Source organism: Capsulimonas sp., from assembly GCF_039929585.1.
Taxonomy (GTDB): Bacteria; Armatimonadota; Armatimonadia; order Armatimonadales; family Capsulimonadaceae; genus Capsulimonas.
In genome coordinates this window covers 1-24,113 of the sequence record NZ_JBDSQY010000344.1, presented here as the reverse complement: position 1 = coordinate 24,113, position 24,113 = coordinate 1, and the positions used below count along the sequence as shown (strand labels likewise).

Here is a 24,113-nt window from a genome sequence, read left to right as displayed (position 1 = left end):
GCAATTTGACGCCTGCCCTGGTCCACGCCGAACCGCACCGATTGCAAAGAAAACGATGACGAACGAAAGGACACAATCCACCTTAAAAAAGCCTCTCAAACTGTCTTGACAAATGGGACCACTATAGATTTGTGGCGGATGTTGTTATGGTTCGGTTCACAGCACCGAGGACCTTGGAGCGGAGAGATGTCCTCTATGCTTTGGCCTTGGCTATCGACTTATAATCTAAACTGATATATGGGTCAGCGGCAGCACAATAATTGAAGGCGTAAGTTCGGAGAAATTAATGGCGATCTATAACGATGGACCCAGCCTCTGTCCGCCGCTCACGGATGAGATGCTCGGTTCGGCAGAGCGAAAACTGGGTTACAAACTGCCCGAGACTTATATCAACGCCTTACTGGAGAAGAACGGCGGTTATTTGGCTCTCGATGCCTTTCCCACAGACCGACCGACCAACTATGCTCCCGATCATGTCTCTTGCTCTGGCCTTTTTGGAATCGGCGGTGACGATGGCGTAGATAGCGTCACGCGAAGCCAATATCTGATCGGCGAGTGGGATTACCCAGATGTTGGGATCGTATTCTGGTCAGAAGGCCACACGGCCTTCATGCTCGACTATGCCAAGTGCGGTCCACAGGGAGAGCCAAGCGTGATTTATGTGGATACTGATCCCGAACTTGAAGTCATTCCACTGGCTCCCAGCTTTTCTGCGTTCATTGCTGGGCTGTATGAACACGATTATGACGATGAGAAATAAAATTCATTATGTCAAACACCGTCAAGCCAAGTATGGTTGTTTCTCCGGGTCAGGTCGAACGCTTCGAATAATATCCGACCGTACCTCCACGATCCAAAAAGAGTCTTTCAGGCAAACGGGACATTCGGTGTAGCCTGCACCATCGACATTCCCTCCAGCGGGCCTGCCGTCGTTTTGCGGCTGCTTCCGCTCACGCCACTCATACATATCGCCCAAGCGATACTCCAATAAATCCCTGAAGCCAAAGTAGAGATTGATGGTCATTTCTGTCCGCGCTCCGCAACGGGGACACTGGACTTCAGTTTGGAGATAATTGTAGATGCCCATGGAGTCATTCAGCCTTGGTGGAGTCTTAGGTTAGCCACCACATTTAATTTAGCACGAAAGCTACGGCGCAGTTCCAGTCCGCAATTATCAAATAAAGCATGTACGGAACCCTTGTGAGGATTGCAGCTTTGATTTTGCCTGCATGAATGGACGGACGCATTGGTGACAGACGATCACATATCGATCAGACTGGGGATAGGTCTCGAATTTGGTGATAGCAGAGCCACAACTAGCACAGTCTCCTTCGCCGTCGACCTTGTTTTCTGTGATGTTTCCGCCGCCAAGATTAGCAATCTGCTCCAGCGATTCTTGAGCATCCGCGATTGCGTCCGAGATGAACTGGGATGCGCTGAATTGTTCATGGTTTAGTCGGCGCATCTCATCCAATGCTTGATGGCAATCCACCAATATCGCAAGTCGTTCAGTGCTCGGGACCAGCGTCATACGCTGAGCACTGACAAGAAGGAAATCTTCCATTTGCGCTGCCGCGAAAATGTGCTTAGCCATTGGATGATCAAGATTCAGCATGCTTAATTATTCTCCAGCGGGTTGCTCGCGGGCTGACCAATGCATCTTGAAGCATTCATTAGGGCAATAGATGACTCCACCCCGCCCATGCTTCCCTTTCTCTACTGTTGGCGAGCCGCAGTCGCGACAATGACCGGGGATGCCGCCCAGCCATTCATAACGATTGGACGGAAGAAACTCAACATCAAACCTGTGGAGAATGGCTGGGATAGCCTTAATGCGATCATTCTTCAGGCGTAAGTATTCCGTGCGAGTTAGCAATCCCTGTAAGGCTTCGTTGTTGTCGCCAAACCAGGTCACCCACGGGGTGATTTCTTCTTGGCCTTCCACTACAGCTTTCAGGTATGCAATGTGGAGCATCAACAAGATCTCATCGGAACCAAATCCCTGTCGGATTTTTGTCATCAATAAAAACATGTATGGGATGTGGCGAAACGAGCCAAGAAGATCAGCGGGAGCAAGTTGAGGCTTGGAATATGTTAGGTCTGCGTCAGCGCCAGCACTTTGCGCCACTCATCCGTCGCCTCATCCCCCAAACCCAGCGCCTGAAGCGCCAAGCCGCTGAGGTAGTGGCTGAGTGGGTTTGCCGGCTCGTCGCCCGCCGCTTCGAAGAACTCCCAAAGCGCTTCCGGGATATTGCCCTGGGTGTACAGCGATAGTCCAATTTGCAAATGCTGGTGGGCGAAGGCGCTCTTGCCGCCACGGGGAGGCGCGTCGAGTGGACTCCAGTTGCGCAGGGCCGCCGTGGACGCCTGGCGCAGCAACTTCAGCGTGGATTCGTTCTCCATCTCCGGCCTCCGATTCGTGACGATCCCTAATGAGTTAATCGCGCGCCTTAGTGATAAGCGCGTGGAGTGACTTGCTTGAGAATGGGTGAGGAGAACGAAGGGCCGAGGAACAGGGGCGGAACGGCTGCGAATCCGTAATCCTCATGAGGGCGCCGGCCGCGACGCTGCGGCGACGCACTCATGTAACTTTATACGCAGGCGTTGTTGATTTTGTTTCCACTTCGGCTGGCAATTTTGTTTAATTTGCCGCGCTCGGTACTAAAGGGTCAGAGATTCGCTCATCGACCAGCGTCACTTGAGCTTTGGAGTACGGGGCCGAGATGGCGATACTTTGGGCGCTGAACGCGTCCATCAGACGCAGGCGCATCTCGCGTGTCACGGGGCTTTGGTCGCCAGGCAAGGTGCGAACGAGCATGCGCAAGGTAATGTCGCCAGGGTTAATGGCGTCCACGCCCAACATGTTCGGCGCGGCGAGGATGCGGTCCGGCCACTCTTCGCGCAGCGCGTTCGCCGTGTCCTCCATTGTTTTCAGCGCCAGACGCAAATCAGAGCCGTGCTGGACGTTGATCTGGATATCCGCCTGCGCCCAGCGCAGCGTTTGATTGGCCACGGCGTCGATGATGCGATTAGGAAACGTGATCAGGCGCCCCTTGGTGTCGCGTATCTGTGTCACACGCAGGTTCAGAACTTCCACGGTCCCCGAAAATTCTTTGATATCGACCACATCCCCTACCCCAAATCGATCGTCGATCAAAATATTAACGCCCGCGACGAGGTCTTTGGTCGTGTCCTGCGTGGCGAGTCCGATGGCCACGCCGATTAGTCCGGCCGATGTCAGCAGCGCCGTCAGATTGACCCCGATCCAGGACAGCGCCACCAACGCGGCGATCGTCCAAATGACCGAGACGCCCGTGACCACCGCCACGCCACCCAGGGTAGCGCGCCGGCGATAAGTCCGCTCGGTTCGTTCTTCGGGAGACAGCGTCTCGGGCAATGGCGGGAAGATATGCCGCAGGAACAAACGCAGCAGACGTGACAGGCCCGAGGCGGCCAATGAGACCGTGATAAGAATGCTGATCGGCCGCAGCACGCCGTGGCCAAGCAGCGTATGCAGCGGGCGCGTGAGGGGAAACAAATCGGTGATCACGAACGCTGCGATCAGCCAGACAAGCGACTGCATCGCCCAGCCGGGACGGTCTAGAAAACGCCGCGCCAGACGCCAGATCAAGAGATTGATGAGAAAGGCGACGCCGATGATCTTTGCCGCCTCGATCAGCGCCTCGCGCAGATAGTGCGGCCGGCGCTCACGCTGCGCCTGGTTCAGACGGCTTTCAAGCGTCGTACTCCACTCCGTTGCGAGCTGATCGACTGTCTCTCCCTTCGCAGCGGCGTCTGCGGCGGACACCGTGACCAGAGGATGACCGCCCAACTGGAGCGCGATTTCGCCATTCGGAGACGGCGTCGCAGTGACTGATGGTGAAGCGGCGGTGGGAGGCGTTTTCTCTAAAGCCGCGTCCACACGCAGCCCGACAAGATCGGCGCGGTCCTGCGCTTTTTGGGCGTCGTCTCCCGTGACCTGGAACAGCGTGCGGCCTCCCAGCGCAACCACCGGCTTTTGCGGCTTTGCTTTCGAGGGAAGCGCGGGAGGGCCGAACGTTACGCCGCCGGGCAAACCGGGAATCTTGAAACCCGAAACCTGCGCCGATGAGGGCTGTGGGAGAAGGAGCCAGAAAAAACAAATCAGAAAGACGATACGAACGCGGACACGAGGCATGGACGGTCCTTTCATGATCTCATCATGGTCTAAAGCTGACCGAAACGCCCCAGACGCACCACGCTGCCCTGCCGTCGAAACTGATTGGGCGTGGTCTGCATCACTTGACGAAACACGCGGATGAAGTTGGTGTAGTCCGAGTAGCCGATCTTCTGAGAAATCTCCTTGACGCTCAGGGAGGTGTCGCGGAGCAAAACACAGGCGTCATGGATTTTCTGCTCCAGGATGACTTCGTGGGGTGAACGATCCAGGCGCGCGCGGAAGACCCGCGAGAGCCGTTCGCGCGAGACGCCGACGCGCCGGGCAAGACCTTCGACACTCAGTTCGGAACTCTGTGTCTCCGCGATAATCTGCATGGCGCGTTTGATCAGGTCCATCGCGACGTCGTTTTTCTCACCCGCCCGCGCCGAAGCGCCCAGCGCCAGCAGCAGCTCCACCGTCATCTCAGAGGCGTCGATCGGATGTGGATGCGTCGTGGCGAACGGCGGCCCGGCCAGCGAAAGCAGCCGACGCAGGATCGACGAATCGGGAGCCAGAGAAAAAATGGGGCCGTAGTGCCTCCGCAGCCCCTCCATCATCGCCATCGCCGACTCGCCTAAGAACTCGCAAACGAAAAACTCCCAGGTCTCAGTGGATTCCGGGGGATAGAAATAAGACATGTCTAGATCGTTGATCTTGACCAGGAAACCCTGCCCCGGATGCGTCCGGTACTCGCCGTTTTTGTCCTTGAAGCCCCCAACGCCGCTCAAGGTATAGCAAAAGTATGCATACTCGTCATGGACGCGCTGCCGCCCTTCGCATCGATATGCGGGATCGCGAGTGGACTGTACGCCGATGCTTCTGGGGCGCGGAAGCAGCGGAATTGAGGGAAGTGGATCGAAATAAAGTCGCCAGCGCCACTCGTATGTCTTCACATGCGCCGCGAAAAACTCCTGGACTTCCTCTCGCGGAGCATATTGCGGTACGCTGTCAAACACTCGCAAGGGATCAGTCTTCAATGTGTTCTCTCATACTCGGTCGTGATTGGCGCTGGCCGCGCATCGTGGGCCAGACTTCAGAAGAGTAATATTACCTCGGAATCACAAATTGACACAAATAGTCACATTTCTCTGTCTTGATATTTTCAGCAGGATGACGTATTCTAAACTTAACGTCAAGCCCTGCAAGGTTCACAATATCCCATGGTTGTCAAGAATTCTCGAATCGCCGTCTCCGTACTTCTGCTGACGGCGCTCACGGCAGGCGGCGCGCACGCGCAGCAGCCAGCCCAAAAGACGCGTCCCACGGTGGACGTCTCCAAGGTAGACACCCTCTACCTGGTGGGATACTCGCACCTGGACACCCAGTGGCGCTGGTCCTATCCACAGGTGATTCGAGACTTCATCCCGGACACCCTGCACAACAATTTTCGGCTTTTTGAGCTGTACCCAGACTATGTCTTCAACTTCAGCGGGTCCCGGCGCTATGAAATGATGAAAGAATATTATCCCGCCGATTACGAGAAACTGAAGACCTACATCAAATCCGGACAGTGGTTCCCCTGTGGATCCTCCGTCGATGAAGGCGACGCCAACGTCCCCTCCGCCGAATCGCTGGTGCGACACACGCTTTACGGCAATCACTATTTCCAGCGCGAGTTCGGGGTGACAAGCCATGAGTTCATGCTTCCCGACTGCTTCGGCTTCCCCTACGCGCTGCCGACGGTTCTCAGCCACTGCGGGATCGAAGGCTTCTCCACGCAGAAGCTGACATGGGGCTCTGCGGTAGGCATCCCGTTCAAAGTCGGTTCGTGGGAAGGTCCGGACGGCTCCCGCATCCTGGCGGCGTTCGATCCCGGCAGCTATAACGCCGGCTTCAAAGAGGACTTGAGCCAGAACACCAGCTGGCTGGCGCGCATCCAAAAAACGCGCAAGGCTTCCGGCGCGGGCGTGGACTACCACTATTACGGCGTGGGTGACCGAGGCGGCTCTCCGGACGAAAATTCCGTCAAGTGGATGGAAAAGAGCATCGTCGGAACGGGGCCGCTCCATGTCGTTTCCTCCAATGCCGAGGAGATGTTCCGGGCGATCACGCCGGGCCAGGCCGCGAAGATGCCCCGCTACAAAGGGGAACTGCTGCTGACGGAGCATTCGTCCGGGTCGCTCAGCTCTCAGGCGTATATGAAGCGCTGGAACCGCAAGAACGAATTGCTGGCGGATGCGGCCGAGCGCGCATCGGTCGCAGCGATGTGGCTGGGCGATGCAAAGTACCCGTCTGATCGGCTTTACCAGGCCTGGGACTTGTTCCTCGGATCGCAGATGCACGATATGCTTCCCGGTACAAGCCTTCCCAAAGCGTACGAATACTGCTGGAACGATGAACTGCTGGCGCTCAACCAGTTCGCCGCCGTCACAAAGGATTCCGTAGGCGCCGTCTCTGCCGGACTGGATACGCGCGTGCAGGGCGTTCCACTCGTCGTCTATAACCCGCTTTCGATTGCCCGTGAGGACGTCGTTGAGGCAACGGTGGACACAGGCGTTCCCGGAGTGCAGGTCTACGGCCCGGACGGACAGCCGGTCCCGACGCAAGTCGTCGGTAATGAAGGAACCGCTCTCAAAATCATTTTTCTGGCCAAGGCGCCGTCGACCGGATACGCCGTATACGATGCGCGTCCGTCAGGAACTCCCAAGGCGCATAGTATGGTGCGCGCAATTGACCACACGCTGGAAAATGAACAGTACAAAGTTACTCTGAACGACGCCGGGGACATCGCGTCCATCTACGACAAGAAGAACAGCCGCGAGGCCCTGAAGTCGCCCATCCGTCTTGCCTTCCAGTATCATAATCCCGGACAGTTCCCCGCCTGGAATATGGACTGGGACGACGCGAAGGCGGCGCCGCGCGGCTATGTCGACGGGCCCGCGAAGATCCGGATCGTCGAGGCGGGTCCCGTCCGAGTCACGCTGGAAGTCGAGCGCGAATCTCGCGGCTCCAAGTTCGTCCAGCAAATTCGCCTTGCGAGCGGCGGCGCAGGCGACCGCATTGAAGTCGCCAACAAGATCGATTGGCGCACGCAGGAAGTCGCTTTGAAGGCGTCCTTCCCGATGAGCAGCGGCAACCCCAAGGCGACCTATGATCTGCAAGTGGGAACGATCCAGCGCGGCAACAACGATCCAAAGAAGTATGAAGTGCCGCAGCATCAATGGTTCGACCTGACGGGGACGGATGGCCGTTACGGCGTTGCGATCCTCAATGACAGTAAGTTTGCTTCGGACAAGCCGAATGACAACACCGTACAGCTCACCATGATCTACACGCCTGGCGTCCGAGGCGGTTATCAGGATCAGGCGACGCAGGACATCGGCAAGCACGATATTCTGTACGCCGTGGCGCCCCACGCCGGCGACTGGCGCAGCGGCGACGTGCCGTGGCGCGCCAAGCGGCTCAACCAGCCGCTGATCGCATTCGAAGCTGCGCCTCATGCTGGCGCGCTCGGGAAAACCTTCTCGCTCGTCAGTCTGAACACACATCAAGTGCAGATCGAGGCAGTCAAGAAGGCCGAAGACTCGAACGAAATCATCGTCCGCCTGCGTGAACTGGAAGGTAAGGAAGCGAAAAACGTTCAGATCCAATTCGCGGGCCGAATCCTTTCCGCCCGTGAAGTGAACGGCCAGGAAGCGCCGCTCGGCGCCGCAACGATCACGAACGGCAAGCTCACGACCAGCGTCAAGGGCTATGGGCTGCGCGCCTTCGCCGTAACCCTGGCGGCTCCGGCGGCCAAAGTCGCCCCAGTCGTCTCCAAACCGCTGCCGCTGACTTACGATCTCGATGCCGTGAGCTTCAATAGCGGCTCCCCTGACGGCGCATTTGACCAGGAAGGGCGATCCTATCCAGGCGAACAGCTGCCGAAGACGATTGACAACGGCGGCGTTACGTTCCAGCTTGGACCGACGGGAGCCGGCGCGAAGAACGCGCTGGTCGCGCACGGTCAGACCATCGACATCCCCGCCGGCTCCGACCACGTCTATGTTCTCGCATCGGCGACCCAGGACGCTCCCGCGAACTTCGTTGTCGGCGGCCAGTCCATCCCGACAACCGTCGGCGAGTGGACCGGATATGTCGGCCAGTGGGATAACCGCCAATGGGGCGGCGTTGTGCCGGAACTGACTTACGGCTGGAACAACCCATATGTCGGCCTGACGCCGGGTTATGTCAAGACAAGCGAGGTCGCCTGGTACAGCTCGCATCGGCACAGCGCTAAGGGCGCAAACGACCTCTATCAGTACAGCTATCTGTTCAAGTACAGCTTCCCGGTAGCAAATGGCGCGAAGACGATTACGCTGCCGGACGATGCGCGCATCCGTGTGTTCGCCGTCACTGCGGCGCGCAACACCGGCGACGCCGTGCGCCCCATGCGGCCGCTCTACGACACGCTCGCCGACCACCAGGCGACCGACAGCCCGGAGATTACGCCGAATGGGGGCGACTTCCACGACGCCATGCAGGTTTCGATCCGTCCCCCGTTCTACTGGAACGACAAGGGACTACGCTACACGCTTGACGGCTCCAAGCCTTCTTTGAACTCTCCCATCTACACAGGCCCAATTACTCTGAACAAGCCGGTGACACTGACAGCGGCGGAAGTACAGCCCGACGGAACCGTCGGCCCGACGACGGTCGCAAGTCTGAATGTTCAGGATACGACCCCGCCCGCCGTGGTTTCCTCGGAAGCATTACAGGGTCTCGCCAAAGCCAATATCCGTTTCTCGGAAATCGTGACCAAAGAATCGGCGGAAGACGTCAGCCACTACAAATTAGCGGGCGCCGTTCAGGTGCAGTCGGCGAAATTGAACCCGACCTCCGATGGAGTGGAACTCACTCTTACCGCTCCGCTTCCGCAGGATGTCGCGACATCTCTGGCGCTGAGCGGCGTGCGCGACACTTCCCCCGCAGGAAACGCAGTCGCGGACCAGGCATTGGCCCTGAAGCCCGGAGGGATCGCCTTCACCAGCCCGGCGCTGACAGCCGGCGCAACTCAGGAATTCAAGCCAGCGGACCTGCCGATCCAGGGTTCGTCGCCATGGACGATGAACTTGTTCGTCAAAACAGATAAGCAGCCGGAGAACCGCACGAACATCGCGGGCTTTGGCAACCAGAACGACGGCAAGAGCGGCGCCGGCCGCTACATCGCCAAGTTTGCCAACGGCATCCATTTCTGGAGCGCCGATCACGATGTCGAAAGCACCGTACCGCTGGACCTGGGCGCATGGCAGATGATCACGGCGGCGTACGACGGCGCCACGCTGCGGCTCTACAAGAACGGCGTCCAGATCGGCTCGGACAACATCAAGCTCTCGGATGATGTCTCCGAAGTGCACATCTTCCCGAAGGACGCCTGGGAGCATGAGCGCATCTTCGCCGGCGACATCCGCGACTTCACGATCTGGAAGTACGCGCTGTCTCCCGACTCGGTGCAGACCCTCTGGCAGAATGGAAAGGGCAAGTAGTCCATGCCGCTTCCCCGCGCTTCGCGCCGGCGATTTGCAATTTTGCCGGCGCTCCTCGCGCTGTGGATCGGGCTGAGCGGCGCACGCTGCTCAGCCCATACGGCGACCTTCGCCTCAGCGACCGTCAAGATCGGATCGGACCGCACGTTCACCGTGGAGACCCGGTTCGATCTTCTTGCCTTTGCCCTCAACGACACCCCGACCCGCATTGGCGATGCTCCCATGAACGCCCTGCTCGATGGGCCGTCCCAGGATCTTCAAACGCAGCTTACTGAAGCCGCCGGAAGGTTCCACAATGACTTTCAGGCATCCGGCGGCGTGGTGGATTCCATTGCGTTCCCGAGTCTCGCCGACGTCCAGGCATGGCGCGACTCTCCCATCAAGCAGCGTCTTCCCTTGATGGAAACAGCCATTGTCACAGGACATCTAAACCCGGACGCCAAAACAATTGCCGTCCAATTCCCTCAAATACTCGGCACGGTCGTTGTGACCACGGAAGTTCCCTACCAGGAGCCCATCTCCGAGCCATTAGACCCTGGCGCGCTCAGTTCCGCCGTCTCCGTTACGCCGGGCGCTCCGATTCCTACCGCCGCTCCCACAAGCAAACCTGACACGACGGCTAAGCCCGTCTCAACGCCAGCCAAACCATTATTGGCCCCCATCGTATCGGGCGCCTCACATTTGGCGCCTCACGTCACCAAAGCCGCGCCGCGCGGCAATGTTCAATCAGCTCCTGCCGCCAAGCTGCCGGTCACTTCCGTAAGCGCCATCACTTCGAGTAAGCCAGCCCCTGTCGGCTCCACAATCCCGGCTATCCCGAACGGCCAAACCAAATCAGCCACGGCAGCGACCAAGCTCGCCACGCCAAAGCCGCCGGCGGCAGCCAAACCCACGGAACCGAAACCATCAGCGCCGATCGCGGCTGTCGTCTCCCTCACCCAAAAGCCAGCCGCCGTTACGGAAACGGTCGTTACTGCGGCGGCGCCGCCCCAAAACCACTGGGCCAAGGAACTCTTCGGGTTCGTCAAAATGGGCTTTACGCACATTCTGCCCGAAGGGATCGACCATATCCTATTCGTACTTGGTCTGTTCCTGCTGAGCACAAAGACGAAGCCCCTGCTGTGGCAGATTACGGCGTTCACGGTCGCCCACTCCCTCACCCTGGGACTTGCTTTGTACGGGGTCGTTCGACTGCCTTCGTCGATCGTCGAGCCGCTTATCGCAGCGTCCATCGTCTTTGTCGCCGTGGAAAATGTCTGCACGACTGAGCTAAAACCCTGGCGCCCATTCGTCGTATTTGGCTTCGGTCTCGTGCACGGCATGGGATTCGCCGGCGCCATTACGGATTTAGGGCTGCATCGGCAGGATTTCCTGACTGCGCTGATTGGGTTCAACGCCGGCGTGGAGCTTGGCCAGTTGTCCGTGGTCGCACTCGCATTTCTTTGTGTCGGCTGGCTTCGAAAACGCGCCGATTATCGTAAGATCGTCGTCATTCCCGCTTCCCTCGCCATCGCCGCCATTGCCGTGTTCTGGACGATCCAGCGCACGATCGCCTCCTTCGCCTCGCTGTAAATTTCATGAAACGGCGGTATAATCTTCGCAGATTGGCGTTCTTCTTGCGAGAAGAGCGCCAGGAACTTTGCCTGCCCCCTTGCCGTTGAAAGATTCATGAAACCGACAGAAGAACAGCTCCCTGAAATCTCCGCTGAGATGGAGAATAAGACCCCGCAGGAAATTCTGCGCTGGGGATGGGAAACGTACGGCGACAAGCTGACCATGGCGACGGCGTTCGGAGCCGAAGGCTGCGCCATCATCGCGATGCTCGCGGATATCACGAAAGATATCTACCTTTTCAATTTGAACACGGGGTATCAGTTTCCGGAGACGCTGGCGACACGCGATCGCCTGATCGAAAAGTACGGCATTCCGATCCATCTGGTCGGCGCCGTCCAGAGCGTTCCCGAGATGGAAGCCGAGCACGGCGGACCGATCTACGGAACGAACCCCGATCTGTGCTGCCACATCCGCAAAGTGGTTCCGCTGTCGTCGGCCCTACACGGGTTTGAGTCGTGGATTTCGGCGATCCGCCGCGATCAGACACCCGAGCGGGCGCAGACCCCGATCGTCGGCTGGGACCGCAAATTCCAACTGGTCAAGATCAACCCATTGGCCAATTGGTCCAAGACGGATCTCTGGAATTATATTTTGGAGAACGACGTTCCGTACAATCCGATGCACGATCTAGGTTATCCCAGCATCGGCTGCTGGCCCTGCACGAAAGCGGTCGGCGCCGGCGAGGATGACCGGGCCGGGCGCTGGGCGGGGACGGCGAAAAAAGAATGCGGCTTACATGTATTGAACAATGAGCCTGCTGCAGTACGTTAACCGGGAGAAAGCGCGCATTGTCTTACCTTACGATTCCGATCGGCGACCAGTCGCCCAAGATCGTCAACATGATCGTCGAGATCCCTCAGGGCTCGTCGAACAAGTATGAGTACGATCACGACTTGGATGTCTTCAAGCTCGACCGGACTCTTTATTCGCCCTTGTTCTACCCGTTCGATTACGGCTGGATCTGCGATACCCTGGCCGAGGACGGCGACCCGCTCGATATTTTGGTCATCACCACGCAGCCGACGTTCCCCGGCTGCCTGATCGCCGCCCGCCCGCTCGGCGTGCTGATGATGCGCGACGAAAAAGGCCCGGACGAGAAAATCCTCTCCGTCGCCGCCGCCGACCCACGGTTCTCGGACATCGAAAACCTGTCGGACCTTCCGTCGCACATCCTCAAGGAAATCGTGCACTTCTTCGACATCTACAAAGAGCTCGAAGAAAAGCAGACGATCGTTCTGGGATGGCAGGACGTGGAAACCGCGCACAGCGTCATTGAGAAGTTCCGGCTAAAGCCGGACGCGGCGCATTAAGGATGGCCCTCATCCTCCCAGTTTTTCGGACGCGTTGATTGACACGTTCCCCGGCTATAAAAGCCGGGTCTGGGGAGTCGCTTCGCGACTAGCCGTCCGTTCCGGACGAGGAATATGATTGTCGATTACCGGCATTTGCGTCGGGAACGGACGCTTAGCGCGTAGCGCTCCCAAGGCCCGGGTTTTATACCCGGGTACAACGTCACCGCGAAAATCTCCGTCTTTGAGAAGGGCCGGGGGGTGAGGGCCAATTACGCGGCCTTCGCCACCCCAATATCTTTCAATCCCCCCGGCCGGAACGCCAACCAAATCGTCGTGATCAGCGATAATACGGCGCAGACGAAAATCGCCATCGGCGCGCCGATCTTGTTGGCGACCCACCCCGCGAAGAAGCTCCCAATCGGCATCGAGCCAATAAACACCAGTGTGTAGATACTCATGACCCTACCGCGCAGGTTATCAGGAATAGTGAGCTGAACGAGGGTGTTGCTCGTTGCAAAACAAACGACGAAGCCGTAGGACACAAGGGCCATCGCCAGATACGCGATCCACATGGATTTCGTCAGTGCGAAGACCACCAGGATTCCGGTCGACATCAGCGCTCCCCAGATTAGCATGTTCTTCTGCCGGGCGGGATCGCCGAGAAACGCCACGGTGATGGCGCCCAGCAGCGCGCCCACGCCCCGGATCGTTTCCATATATCCGAAGGCTTTGACCTGTTCGGCGTCACCCGCATGCGGCAGCAAAGTGTAGCGGACGAACACCGGAATAAGAATGTTGAAGGACAGCGCGAAAGTCGCAAGCGATCCCACCAGCAGCATCAAGTTACGAATCGTATGGTTGGACCGGACATAGCGAAACCCTTCGCGCATGTTCGAAAGAACCTGCGTGACGGAAACCGCGCCTGCCTTTTTGACGCGCGGCGGAAGACGCAGCAGCAAAAGCGCCGCAATCGCCGCCAGCGTCAGAATGGCGTTACCGATAAACGCAGCGCCGATGCTCACATGCGCGGCGAGAAGCAGCCCCGCGATCGCCGGCCCGACGGCCCGCGCGCCGTTAAAAACGCTGGAGTTCAGCGCGACGGCGCTGGGCAAGTCTTCTTTTCCCACCATCTCGACAATAAACGACTGCCGCGTCGGCATGTCAAACGCCGCCGCAATTCCCGAAAGCGCCGCGAAGAACAGGACGTGCCAGATCTCCACCGTCCCACGCACGCAAAGCACGCCCAGAGCGAGCGCCGTGAACACAAGCGTCGTCTGGGTCGCAAGCAGCATCTTGCGTTTGTCCACGCGATCCGCGACCACGCCTGCAAACAACGTTAAGAGCAGAATGGGAATGCCGCCCGCGAAGTTTACCCACCCGGAAAACAAGTTCGCAGCCGCCTCCGCCTGCGGCGTCTGCGCGGCGGGTGCGCCGCCCACAGCCGCGCCGCCGTGGCGCAGCATCTCCCGCGCCACCGGGTCCACCAGCAGCACGATCAGCCAACCCTGCGCCAGGTTCTGCATCCAGGAGCCAGTCAGTGAGATCAGTTGTCCAAACCAGAAGAAACGGAAATTCCGATGCTTTAACGCACGGAACGCCCCGCCCTTCTTCGTGGCTTCGTCCAATACCGGATTGGGAGGCGCGACCGATTCATCACCAACAATCTCTGGGTAATCGCTCGCGTCATCGTCGAGTTCGTTAATCTCCTGCGTCGTTCTAGTCATCTTAATATTCGCCCATTTCCATGCTCATCCCTAATTTCTATCCCCGCATGGTCAGTTCCTCTAAACGGCGACGAGATCTCCCAAAGGAAATATCATGGAAACAATCAGGGAGGCGTTTATTTTTGTTCTCCCTCAGCGCTATAATAACGTGACACTGGAACGAACCAGTCCGAAAGTATCCGAAATGAGAAGATCTCCCCTCCCACTGCTGATGGCGATTATTGCCGTCTTAATGTCCAGCGGCCTCGCCGCATTTGGAAGTCAAACAGCGCTTAATTTGAAAAGCGCGCCTCCCAACGAGGCTGGATTGGTCCCGATCCTAGAGTATCATGAACTCGTACCCAAGCTCAAGGTCACGGGATATCAATACCCATCCGCGCTGTTTCGACGAGAGATGGAGTGGCTTTACAACCACAATTACCGCCCGATCAATCTGCTCGACTATGTCGCCGGCAAGATCGACTGCCCGGCGGGAATGTCTCCGGTGATCCTGACGTTCGATGATGCGCTGGGAGGACAGTTCCGATACCTGGCCAATGGATCGATCGATCCCGATTGCGCGGTCGGCATTTTAGAGGATCTGCACCGGCGTCACGCGGATTGGCCGCTGCGGGGGTCGTTCTTCGTGCTCACGGACGGCAACGGACATCTCCCCGCCCCGTTCTATCAAAAGAAGACGGCGCTCAAAAAGATGCGGTATCTGGTTTCTCAGGGCTTTGAGGTCGGCAATCATACCGTCAGTCATGCGATGGGGATTAAGCATTGGACCGATGAACACGTCGAGAATGAAGTCGGCGGCGCGGTGGTCAATATCCAGAAGTACTTGCCTGGCTACGATGTCCGTGAGATCGCGCTGCCGTTCGGGATTTATCCCAAAAGCGTCAGCCTCTTAAAGAGCGGAGTCGGCCAGGGGTTCGCCTATCACAACGACTGCGCGATGATGGCGGGGTATCAGCCCGCGCCGTCGCCGATGGACAAGCGGTTCGATCCGTACCATCTGGAGCGAATCATCCCCGGCGACAAAGCTTTTCAAATTCGTTACTGGCTCGACTGGCTGGAGACTCATCCGAAAAAGCGATTTGTCAGCGACGGCGATCCGACCACCTATACGCTCCCCGCCACCGAAGCGAAAAAGCTGAATCGCGCGCGTTTACTGGGATCAGGGTTCCGCGTTCAGTTCTACAAAGCCTCACGCTCTGTGACGCAGAAGCTGGCGAGCCACGCCCACTGACACAAAAAAAGATACGTCGCGTGGCGTATCTTTTTTTGTGCGATCGGCGCTGCCTGCGAATGTTACGGCTTAATGACCATCGTCTCAATCGAGTGCGCGGGGCTGCGCGTCACGACGGCGCGCTTGTCGATCCAGACACGATACTCCCATTCGCGCCCCGTCAAATTCAGCACTACTACAGCGAGGCTTTTGTCGGGGTTCAGAAACGCTGTCGACTGCAGACCATCCTCGGTGGATGTGCATGCGACGCGACGGGCGCCGGGACGAATGAACTTCGAGAAGTGGCCGAGATAGTAGTAGGACGGCAGATAGTGGATCTCGCCGGTTTGGATGTCGGCCATGATTGGAGCGCAGCAGAAGTTATTTTGATGATTGGGTCCGCCCCGCTGGTCCAGCAGAACATTCCAGTCCACCCAGCCCGCGCTCCAGTGGTTGAGATCGGCCATCACGTTCTCGCCGTATCGCTCGCCAATCGTCCAGTCTGTATACTGCGCCGTGTCATTAAAGTTCAGCGAGCCTTCCGTAAAGAGCACGGCCTTATTTGGAAACGCATCGTGCACCACGCCGGGAATATCGAAGTGATCGCCGACATACCAGTGATACGCCGTGCCCCAGATATACTTGGCCGTCTTGGGATCGGCCAGCATGTCCTGCACACGCTGGTACATCAAACCGCGATTGTGATCCCAGACCATCAAACGGACGCCGCTCATGCCGTTCTTCTCAAGCGTCGGCCCTAAATAGTCCCGCACGAACTCCTGCTCTTCCGGCGCCGTATAGACGCATGATTCCCACGACTGGACCGCCATCTCCTCATTCTGCACCGTCAGACCCCAGATGGGGATCCCAAGCTTCTTGTATTCATTGATGAAACGAACATAATAATCCGCCCACGCCTGTCGGTACTCCGGGCGCAGGCCGCCGCCGTTGGACATATCGTTGTTGGTCTTCATCCACGCGGGAGGGCTCCACGGAGTGCCGAACACTTGAAGCTGACCGCCGGACATCGCCTTGGCGGCTTTAATGAACGGGATTTTATACTTCAAGTCATGCGCGAGCGAAAACTTCGTCAGCTTCACATCACCGGGCGTGTCGTCATAGGAATATGTATCGCTGGAGAAATCGCAGCTGTTGATATTCGTGCGGCCAAGCGTGTAACCGATCCCCTCGTTCGGTGAGAAATAGGCTTTCAGGATCTCTTTCTGTTTGTCCGGAGCCATCTTATAAAGCGTCTCCGCGGAGGCGTCGGTCAGCCCGCCGCCGAACCCGACGACCGTCTGAAATTTCTGCGTAGGGTCCACCATGATCATGGCGGCCCACTCCTGCGGCTGGATCCAGGTATCGAACCCGAGTTTTGCGCCGGCCTTAATACGCTGGTCTGTGCCCTGGGCCGTGGTGTATACGACCGCCTGTTTATAAAAAGGAGTGGGGGCAGGCTTCGGGGCGGGAGCGGCATAGGATTGGGGGATCGAGAACGCCGCTGCGGCCGCCGCGAGAAGCACCCATCGCCGCTTCGTCAAAATGGTCGTCATGTGGGGGAAACTCTCCTGAAATGGAACATGCTGTTTCCTCGTATGACACGTACAAACGCCGTATGTTTCCGAAAAAACTCGGCGCATTCGATCCTGCGGGATCAAAGGCGCCGAGTGGGTTTGTATGGCGGTGATTGGATTAGAGCTATGGCTTTTCCTGCGCGCCGCGCACCTGAGCCAGATAATCCGGCTGGCTGCATTGCAGCGTCAGCGTGGGCTTCGCGCCCAGCCCCTCGCCGGAGCGCGCGACTTTGACGAGAATGTGGTTCCAGCCCTGTTGAAGCAGCAGCGGGTTCGCGGCGCCGCCGCTGCCCTGCGGCTTCACTGGAACGGACTTGCCTCCCACCCAGACCTGCGCGCCCGCCGCCGATCCGACCATCAGACTGAGGTTCGGCAGATGGGGATCGAGAAGCAGATTGGCGAGGTCTTTCGGGCTGTAGAGCCAGAAGCTTACATATCCGATCGCGCTTTTCTGCGGATTGGCGCCGTCCAGCGAGCCCAGATCGAAGGCGCCGCCTCCGGAATCCGTCTTGACGGACTTCCAATTGCGATCACTCATTCTCGATCCGAACACAATCGATTTTCCGGCGTTCGAATCAATCGGAGAGTCCTTAAGGGCTTCTTCGGTCGAATCCGCTTCCTTCCAGCCCCAGCCCAGCGCGTGGGTCACCGCGCCGCTCGCACTCAGAATATTGCGCTGCGCGGCGCTGTCTCCAAGCTTGACGCCCAGGTTCGCCCAGATCGTCCGATTCAGCGACGCCGCCTTGGAGGTTTCCGAAGCGACGGGCAGGCTGCAAATGATCAGGCGGCCCGCGCCGCTCGGAACCTCCACCAAGGCCGCGCCCGAGGGTTTGGTTTCGCGCTCCGACCGCAGCAGCATAATCGTTTTGGATGTCTCCGCCTGCTGGTTCCAGCGGTTCCAATTGGTGTTGGAAGCAGCCAGGAGAACTTTGCCCTTCGCGACTAACGGCCCACTCATACCCATACGCATAACCGTGGACGGATTGAGTTCTGAGAAGTACAGCGACGCCGGCGTCAGCCCAGCAGTGAGAGAGGCATTCTCCACTGCAATGAGCGAGGACGCGGCACGCTCCGTCAGCTCCAGGCGATCCGGCAGCAGTGCGTTCAGCTGCGCAAGTGTGGAAGGGTTCGCTCCCCAAACGACGACCGAGCCGCCACTGGCGAGGACTTTGTCAATCGTCGCTTTTGTGTCGCCTGAAGGCGGCTGCGCGCCGTCGATCACGATCAGGGAACTGCTCGGCGCCGCTGCATCGGACGCGGCCACAGGTACGCCGGCGTCGGCGAGCGACTTTGAGAGCGATCCGCCGGGGCCGGAAAGCACGGAAACGGACGTGATGGCCCCTACCGAGGGATCGAGTGCGGTTCCAGCTTCGACCGTGAATGGACGGCTGGGTTTGTACGGCAGCGCGACCGGCTCGGCCTGCGCGGCTTGGATCGCGTCAAACATCGGCCACTTCTGATAGAACGGCAGCTTGGGATCGTAACCCGGGTTGAACGTCGTGCTGTAGGGCCCAAGCCGCTCCGGCTGCACACCCGGCTTCCCTTCGATATAAGGGCCAAAGAAGACGCCGTCCTGGAGTGTGGGAGGGCGTGTCGTGTCGCTCAGGCCCAAATTCAATGGCTTCAGCGCATACCAGGCGAGATTGAAGACGCTGCGATAGCTCGCATCGTACTTGCGCTGGTCGAGCAGGTTTTTGTAGACGTCCTGGGCGACTCCTTCCATGCGATCTTCCGCGGACATGTACGCGCGCTGGTCGCCGGAGTACTGCGCGATCTGCTCGGGCGTTCCATAGTAAGCCGGGCTGGACTCGCCGACGCCCCAGGGCTTGCCGGAGTCTTTGGCGCGCTGCATGGTCGAGGCGTCGCCGTAGTGAATCACATAGGTCGGCATCGTTCCGCCGGCGTCGTCCTCCCCATCCGCCGAGATCCAAAGGCGCGTCGGATCGTTCTTACGGCAGATGCCGGCCCAGATGGCGTCGTAGCGGGTCAACTCATCCTGCATGGACTGCGGACCGTGAAAGACGTATTTGATCACGGGGAGTATCTCATTAGAAACACTCCAGCCAAACACGCCGGGATGGTTACGGTCGCGCAGGATCAGCGCCTGGAGATGGTCTTCCGAGTCCTGCCAGTACGTGGGATCGTCGAGCTTCGGGCCGCCATCGCTCGCCCACATCGCGCTTTCATCCAGCACGAGGATCCCCTGCTCGTCGGCGACGTCCAGATAAAATGCGGGATACGGCTGTGCATGCAGCCGGACCGCGTTCAGATGTGCGTCCTTGAGCGCCTGGAACCAGGCCCAGGCGTAGCGCCGGGTCATCTGCGGAATGCCCATGAAGTGCCATGAGTCGCCCTTCATGACGAGGGGTTTGCCATTCAGCAATGTCTTGCCGCCAGCGAACGTGATCTGACGCCAGCCGAAGCGTGTGTACTTCGAATCACGCACGGCGCCGCTCCCGTCTTTGATCCGGCAGACGACGCCGTAAAGGTTCGGGCTCGTCGGCGACCAGTACTTCAGCTTGCCGCCCGTTTTCCCGGACAGTGTGACGGTCTTGACGCCATGCGCCGGAATACTGACTTTCACGAGAGTGATCGGCAGGGAGACGGCCTTGCCGAGATGAGATTTCGTCTCGGGCGCCGAAAGCGTATCCTTGCCGTTATCCGAAATCCAGGGCGACACGGTGCGGTCCAGCGTGACGGTCGCGGCGCGATCGGTATCGTTCCGAACAGTCACTTCCGTCGTCAGCGTGTCTTGATCCACGATCGGCTTCACAAACACATCACTGACATGGACCGCTGGCATGGCTTCCAGCGTCACATCCTGCCAGATGCCCGCAATATGCTGTCCCCACATCGAGCCGCCCTGATACGGGCGGCGTCCGAATTTTCCGGGTTTGTCGAATAAGCTCGCCTTGCGCACGCCCACCAGCAATTCGTTTTGCGCGCCGGGCTTGACGGCGTCGGTCACATCCACATCGAACGGCAGGAAGATATCGAAATGCTTACCCACTTCTTTGCCGTTGACGATCACCTGCGTGTCGCCCGCCACGGCGTCGAAGTGGAGGATGAGGCGCTTGTTCTTCCAGGCGACCGGAACGGTGAAGGTGCGCGCCAGCCATCCCATTTGCACGGAATTCCAGGCGGCGGGATAGCTGGGAAAGTTGCGAAAGTCGCCACCAAGCCCGTCCTGATCCGCGTAGGTATTCGCGTTCCACGGCGACGGGATCCGGATCGGCGTTTTGTCCCATCCCTCCCCCGTCGGCTGCGGCAGATCGGGCGCGGGATCGTTCCCCTGGTGGAAGCCTGCGGGAAGCGAAACCGGCTGAAATCGCCAGCGACCATTCAGACACAGTTCATCGCGAAACGGCTTTTCCGCCGGAACCGTCTTTCCCTCCTGCGGAGCAAACGCCCGCGTGAACTTAGCCGACGCATGCGCGCCCGCGCCGATGGTGAGGGTTCCAATCAAGACAGCCGCAAAGGGACGTGCGGCGCGTCGGGAAATAAAATCCATGCGTGTTCCTAAACTCTTGATTAATTGATGATGAGCGTTTTCGTCACCAGCGTGTATTTACCAGAGGCCGTCAGCGTTGACCGGCCCCCGCTGGTCAGAGTGATCGGGAACTCCAGCGTCTTTTTCTGACCGGCGTTCAGCTCAAAGCGCTGGGCGCTGAGCTTCTGGCCATTCGCGAATAGTTGGACTTCGCCGACATCCGTCATGCCGCCGGCGTTGGTCACGCGCACGCTGGCGATGAACTGTTTCCGGCGGGAGGCAGAGGCTGGGACACTGAGGTCGTAAACGAACTTGGGGGCCAAGGGCGCCTTGATCGTAAGTGTTCCCATCACGCCTTGCTGCGCATTGACGTAGCCGACCTTTGCCTTCTGTTCGTCACCCGTCAGCGGCTCCGGTGAAGCGCCGCCAACCATGATCTTGACGGCGCCAGGCTCCAGAACCCGGTCCATCGTCCGATTGAGAATGGATAGATCATAGGGTGTGAGCGTGAACGTCACGGTCACCTTCTGGTTCGGGTCGAGGTGGATTCGCTGGAATCCTTTGAGCTCCATGACCGGGGTGACGACACTGCTGACGGAATGGTTGATGTAGAGCTGCGCGACTTCGTCGCCGGCGCGCGATCCAGTATTGGTGATATCGGCACTGATCGTCGCATTGCCCTGCGGCTGGGAAGGCGGCGTGATCTTCAGATTGCTGTACGCGAATTTGGTATAGCTCAAACCGTAGCCGAAGCGATACAAGGGCGTGAACGATTGGTCCGTGTAGTTATAAGCGCGCCCCGACGGCTTGTAGTTGTAGTACAGAGGCAGCTGATCCGAGGATCGCGGGAAGGTGACCGGAAGACGGCCGCCTGGGTTGTAGTCGCCGAAGAGGACATCGGCGGTGGCGTGGCCGCCCTCTTCGCCGGGGAACCAGGTTTCGACAATCGCCGGGATATTTTCCGCGGCCCAGCCGACTGTCGCCGGCTTGCCGGAGACGAGCACGAGAATGACGGGCTTGCCTACCTTGGCGATGGCTTCCAGGAGCTGCTGCTGCACGCCGGGCAGATCCAGGTTGGCGCGGTCCCAGTTCTCGCCGGTGGTCACTTCGGATTTGTCACCCAGGACGACGATGGCGACATCGCTCGCCTGCGCTGCTTTCACAGCGTCGTCGAACCCGGCGGTCGAATTGCCCAGATGCTCGCAGCCTTTGGCATAGGTCACTTTCGTATTGGGCGAGACGGCGGCCTTGACGCCCGCCAGCACCGTGATCAACTGGCCGGGCTTAGGCTTCGTCGAGTAGTCGCCCAGCTGCGCTTCATCGGCGTTCGGGCCGATTACGGCGACCGATCCAATCGCCTTGCTGAGCGGCAGCACGCCTGTGTTCTTGAGCAGGACGATGCTTTCGCGCGCTTCGTTCAATGCGACCTGACGGTGCGCGGGGCTGTCCCAGTTGGGGTTATCCTTCCAGTCCCACTTCGTCTTGGTGATGGGGCGATCGAAAAGGCCAAGCCGAAAGATCACGGTGAGGATGCGTCCGACGGCGAAGTCCAGGGTCTTCGGCGAGACCTGGCCCGACTGCACGGCGGTCAGCAGAAACTGCTTGTAGGTGTCGCCACAGTTACAGGAGACCCCGGCTTCAATGGCTTTGCGCGCGGCGTCGACTTTATCTTGCGAGACGCCGAACTTGGTGTAAATATTATCGATCGATCCGCAGTCGGAAACAACAAAGCCGTCGAAGCCCCACTCCTGCCGCAGGATGCCGAAGAGGAGATCCTGGGATTCGGCGCAGGGCACGCCGTCGGTCCAGGTCGTGTAAGCGTTCATGACGGAGCCGGCCTTGGCTTCCATAAAGGCCGCTCGGAATGGGACTAAAAACACTTCGCGCATCACGCGGTCGGAGTACCCGACATCGTGGCTGTCACGGCCGCCGAGCGGCGCGCCGTGCGCCGCGAAGTGCTTGGGTGTGGCGATCAGATTGTGCGACTGGTACGACTTGATCCAGGACACGCCGATGCGCGAGACGAGATATGGATCCTCGCCAAACGTTTCCTCCATCCGTCCCCAGCGTGGGTCGCGGGCCACGTCCAGCACGGGGCACCACGCCTGATAGGTATTTGCCTCCAGACACTCCTGCCCGGTGATGTCGCCGACATTCGCCGCCATTTTCGTGTTCCATGTCGCGGCCAGTCCGAGCGCCTGCGGGAAGATCGTGGCGCCCTCGCCGTAGCCGAAGCCGTGTGTCGCCTCGGCTTTGCTCAGGGGCGGAATGCCCAGGCGCTCATTGCCGGGAATGCCCCAATCTTCGCTCAGCTCCCGGACCTTCTCTTCGTTCGTCATCCGCTGCAGTAAATCGGCCACACGGAGGGGAACCGGCTGCGCCTTGTCCTTATAGATTGGCGATCCAGGCGCCTGCGCCCCGGCCGCCGTCGCGATCGCAAGCACCGCGAGCGCGCTCAGCGCAAAGTAATTTCTTGACATCAATGCCCCTGTTTTCGAGTCGATAGAATTGGATTTACGGAGTAATGGTCTTGGCGATCTGCGTCTCAGTCAGGCCGAGCGCCTTCAGCAGACCGGTCGCCATAACACGGTCGCCACGCTCGTTCATGTGGACGCCGTCCGTCGTGAGGATATTGTCGGGTCCGGTCTTGGCCTTTAAAATCGTGACGGCGTCGCCGTTCAGATCCGCGAGGACACAGTGCTTTTGCTGCGCGAGATAGCGCAGAAATTGATTGTAATACACCATTTTCGTGTTGAAGGGACCGTTGAGATCCTCCATGATCGGCGTGCAGGTTTGGAGGACGACATGAATCTTCGCGGCCTGCGCCTTATCCACAATCGTGGTCATGTTCGCCATGTACTCGTCGAAAGGCACATCGCCGTGCCAAACATCGTTGCCGCCGGCATCGATCGTCACCCAGTCCGGCTTTTTGGCGATCACATCCCGGTCGAGCCGCGCCAGCATATCGTGGGACGAATTTCCGCTCACGCCCGCAGCGATGGGAACGATCGCAGCGCCATTGTCTGAAAGCGCCTTCAGAACGAGTTCAAGGTATCCCGTGGGGTGCGACATTCCCTGCTCCGTAATGGAGGCGCCAAGAAATGCAAACTTCTCACCCGGTTTGACGATTATCCCCTGCCCCCGCTCGTTCGCCAGGAATGTATTCTTATGAATTGCATTAGCGGCAATTGACGCACTTGACAAAGTTAATGCTCCCATCGCTGTCAGCAGCGCCAGCCATCCAAATTTTCCGCTCAAGATACTCGCCGCTCCTCTTAACTTATTGGATTCATTATACACTAGGGTTATTAAGGTGTCAAGAAATATTTCACCGTGGAAACGCACTGGGTTTGCGACTAGCTTTGCAAGATAATTCGATAATCCCTATTAGATTATCGAAAATAACTATATAGCATTGGGCAGCCGGCGACTGAAGTCGCGGCTAGAAGTGCACGATGTGCCCCTACGGGCACTCCAGAGATCATTGACGTTTGCGTTTCCAATCTGGAGTCCACGGAGGTGGACATCGTGCACTTCTAGCCGCGA

Annotated in this window: 17 protein-coding genes; 6 read left to right on the top strand and 11 right to left on the bottom strand. The window is 58.7% G+C overall.

Annotated elements, in window-relative coordinates:
• Nucleotides 1-286: 286 nt before the first annotated feature.
• Complete coding sequence (locus tag ABIZ35_RS26440; RefSeq protein WP_348222940.1) at nucleotides 287-760, top strand: SMI1/KNR4 family protein; 474 nt, start codon at nucleotides 287-289, stop codon at nucleotides 758-760.
• A gap of 21 nt (nucleotides 761-781) precedes the next feature.
• On the opposite strand, the gene ABIZ35_RS26435 is transcribed toward ABIZ35_RS26440, so the two are convergent.
• The 6 genes from ABIZ35_RS26435 to ABIZ35_RS26410 all read right to left on the bottom strand — a co-directional run bounded on the left by ABIZ35_RS26435 (nucleotide 782) and on the right by ABIZ35_RS26410 (nucleotide 5,175).
• The gene (locus tag ABIZ35_RS26435; protein WP_348222939.1) at nucleotides 782-1,024 is read right to left on the bottom strand and encodes a hypothetical protein; all 243 of its coding nucleotides are present in this window, start codon (nucleotides 1,022-1,024) and stop codon (nucleotides 782-784) included.
• Between the two features lie 150 nt (nucleotides 1,025-1,174).
• A complete protein-coding gene (locus tag ABIZ35_RS26430; protein ID WP_348222938.1) occupies nucleotides 1,175-1,615 on the bottom strand; it encodes a hypothetical protein in 441 nt (146 codons plus the stop codon).
• A 6-nt stretch (nucleotides 1,616-1,621) separates the two neighbouring features.
• Nucleotides 1,622-2,128, bottom strand: coding sequence for a hypothetical protein (locus ABIZ35_RS26425; protein WP_348222937.1), 507 nt, complete (start codon nucleotides 2,126-2,128; stop codon nucleotides 1,622-1,624).
• Nucleotides 2,095-2,403 (bottom strand): hypothetical protein, encoded by a 309-nt coding sequence (locus tag ABIZ35_RS26420; RefSeq protein WP_348222936.1) that lies wholly within the window; start codon nucleotides 2,401-2,403, stop codon nucleotides 2,095-2,097. The genes ABIZ35_RS26425 and ABIZ35_RS26420 overlap by 34 nt, the downstream gene beginning before the upstream one ends.
• 238 nt (nucleotides 2,404-2,641) lie before the next feature.
• Nucleotides 2,642-4,177 (bottom strand): mechanosensitive ion channel family protein, encoded by a 1,536-nt coding sequence (locus tag ABIZ35_RS26415; protein ID WP_348222935.1) that lies wholly within the window; start codon nucleotides 4,175-4,177, stop codon nucleotides 2,642-2,644.
• A 29-nt stretch (nucleotides 4,178-4,206) separates the two neighbouring features.
• The gene (locus tag ABIZ35_RS26410) at nucleotides 4,207-5,175 is read right to left on the bottom strand and encodes an AraC family transcriptional regulator (RefSeq protein WP_348222934.1); all 969 of its coding nucleotides are present in this window, start codon (nucleotides 5,173-5,175) and stop codon (nucleotides 4,207-4,209) included.
• 183 nt (nucleotides 5,176-5,358) lie between these two features.
• Here ABIZ35_RS26410 and ABIZ35_RS26405 point away from each other — a divergent pair, with 183 nt between their 5' ends.
• From ABIZ35_RS26405 to ABIZ35_RS26390, 4 genes are all read left to right on the top strand, one after another.
• Complete coding sequence (locus ABIZ35_RS26405) at nucleotides 5,359-9,663, top strand: glycoside hydrolase family 38 C-terminal domain-containing protein (protein ID WP_348222933.1); 4,305 nt, start codon at nucleotides 5,359-5,361, stop codon at nucleotides 9,661-9,663.
• 3 nt (nucleotides 9,664-9,666) lie between these two features.
• On the top strand, nucleotides 9,667-11,235 hold the full coding sequence (locus ABIZ35_RS26400; RefSeq protein WP_348222932.1) for a HupE/UreJ family protein: 1,569 nt from the start codon (nucleotides 9,667-9,669) through the stop codon (nucleotides 11,233-11,235).
• A gap of 96 nt (nucleotides 11,236-11,331) precedes the next feature.
• Nucleotides 11,332-12,048, top strand: coding sequence for a phosphoadenylyl-sulfate reductase (locus ABIZ35_RS26395; protein ID WP_348222931.1), 717 nt, complete (start codon nucleotides 11,332-11,334; stop codon nucleotides 12,046-12,048).
• A 17-nt stretch (nucleotides 12,049-12,065) separates the two neighbouring features.
• Entirely contained in the window at nucleotides 12,066-12,587 is a 522-nt protein-coding gene (locus ABIZ35_RS26390) for an inorganic diphosphatase (RefSeq protein ID WP_348222930.1), read from the top strand.
• Nucleotides 12,588-12,838: 251 nt separating this feature from the next.
• On the opposite strand, the gene ABIZ35_RS26385 is transcribed toward ABIZ35_RS26390, so the two are convergent.
• Nucleotides 12,839-14,293 carry an MFS transporter gene (locus tag ABIZ35_RS26385; protein ID WP_348222929.1) on the bottom strand — a complete coding sequence of 485 codons (1,455 nt, stop codon included), beginning with the start codon at nucleotides 14,291-14,293 and terminating at the stop codon, nucleotides 12,839-12,841.
• Between the two features lie 184 nt (nucleotides 14,294-14,477).
• On the opposite strand from ABIZ35_RS26385, the gene ABIZ35_RS26380 reads away from it, so the two are divergent.
• The gene (locus tag ABIZ35_RS26380) at nucleotides 14,478-15,524 is read left to right on the top strand and encodes a polysaccharide deacetylase family protein (protein WP_348222928.1); all 1,047 of its coding nucleotides are present in this window, start codon (nucleotides 14,478-14,480) and stop codon (nucleotides 15,522-15,524) included.
• Nucleotides 15,525-15,586: 62 nt separating this feature from the next.
• Here the strand turns inward: ABIZ35_RS26380 and ABIZ35_RS26375 are convergent, their stop codons facing one another.
• The 4 genes from ABIZ35_RS26375 to ABIZ35_RS26360 form a co-directional block, all read right to left on the bottom strand.
• Complete coding sequence (locus ABIZ35_RS26375) at nucleotides 15,587-17,056, bottom strand: glycoside hydrolase family 30 protein (RefSeq protein WP_348222927.1); 1,470 nt, start codon at nucleotides 17,054-17,056, stop codon at nucleotides 15,587-15,589.
• Nucleotides 17,057-17,201: 145 nt separating this feature from the next.
• On the bottom strand, nucleotides 17,202-20,588 hold the full coding sequence (locus ABIZ35_RS26370) for a sugar-binding domain-containing protein (protein ID WP_348222926.1): 3,387 nt from the start codon (nucleotides 20,586-20,588) through the stop codon (nucleotides 17,202-17,204).
• 20 nt (nucleotides 20,589-20,608) lie between these two features.
• Entirely contained in the window at nucleotides 20,609-23,047 is a 2,439-nt protein-coding gene (locus ABIZ35_RS26365) for a glycoside hydrolase family 3 C-terminal domain-containing protein (RefSeq protein WP_348222925.1), read from the bottom strand.
• Between the two features lie 34 nt (nucleotides 23,048-23,081).
• Nucleotides 23,082-23,825, bottom strand: a complete 744-nt coding sequence (locus ABIZ35_RS26360) for a GDSL-type esterase/lipase family protein (protein WP_348222924.1) — start codon at nucleotides 23,823-23,825, stop codon at nucleotides 23,082-23,084.
• Between the last annotated feature and the right edge of the window lie 288 nt (nucleotides 23,826-24,113).

Bases quoted from the DNA above. Each gene is read 5' to 3' on its own strand.
- ABIZ35_RS26420 (WP_348222936.1), bottom strand. From the start codon at position 2,403: ATGGAGAACGAATCCACGCTGAAGTTGCTGCGCCAGGCGTCCACGGCG.
- ABIZ35_RS26375 (WP_348222927.1), bottom strand. From the start codon at position 17,056: ATGACGACCATTTTGACGAAGCGGCGATGGGTGCTTCTCGCGGCGGCC.
- ABIZ35_RS26430 (WP_348222938.1), bottom strand. From the start codon at position 1,615: ATGCTGAATCTTGATCATCCAATGGCTAAGCACATTTTCGCGGCAGCG.
- ABIZ35_RS26400 (WP_348222932.1), top strand. From the start codon at position 9,667: ATGCCGCTTCCCCGCGCTTCGCGCCGGCGATTTGCAATTTTGCCGGCG.
- ABIZ35_RS26405 (WP_348222933.1), top strand. From the start codon at position 5,359: ATGGTTGTCAAGAATTCTCGAATCGCCGTCTCCGTACTTCTGCTGACG.
- ABIZ35_RS26440 (WP_348222940.1), top strand. From the start codon at position 287: ATGGCGATCTATAACGATGGACCCAGCCTCTGTCCGCCGCTCACGGAT.
- ABIZ35_RS26395 (WP_348222931.1), top strand. From the start codon at position 11,332: ATGAAACCGACAGAAGAACAGCTCCCTGAAATCTCCGCTGAGATGGAG.
- ABIZ35_RS26365 (WP_348222925.1), bottom strand. From the start codon at position 23,047: ATGTCAAGAAATTACTTTGCGCTGAGCGCGCTCGCGGTGCTTGCGATC.
- ABIZ35_RS26415 (WP_348222935.1), bottom strand. From the start codon at position 4,177: ATGCCTCGTGTCCGCGTTCGTATCGTCTTTCTGATTTGTTTTTTCTGG.
- ABIZ35_RS26380 (WP_348222928.1), top strand. From the start codon at position 14,478: ATGAGAAGATCTCCCCTCCCACTGCTGATGGCGATTATTGCCGTCTTA.
- ABIZ35_RS26435 (WP_348222939.1), bottom strand. From the start codon at position 1,024: ATGACCATCAATCTCTACTTTGGCTTCAGGGATTTATTGGAGTATCGC.
- ABIZ35_RS26370 (WP_348222926.1), bottom strand. From the start codon at position 20,588: ATGGATTTTATTTCCCGACGCGCCGCACGTCCCTTTGCGGCTGTCTTG.
- ABIZ35_RS26385 (WP_348222929.1), bottom strand. From the start codon at position 14,293: ATGACTAGAACGACGCAGGAGATTAACGAACTCGACGATGACGCGAGC.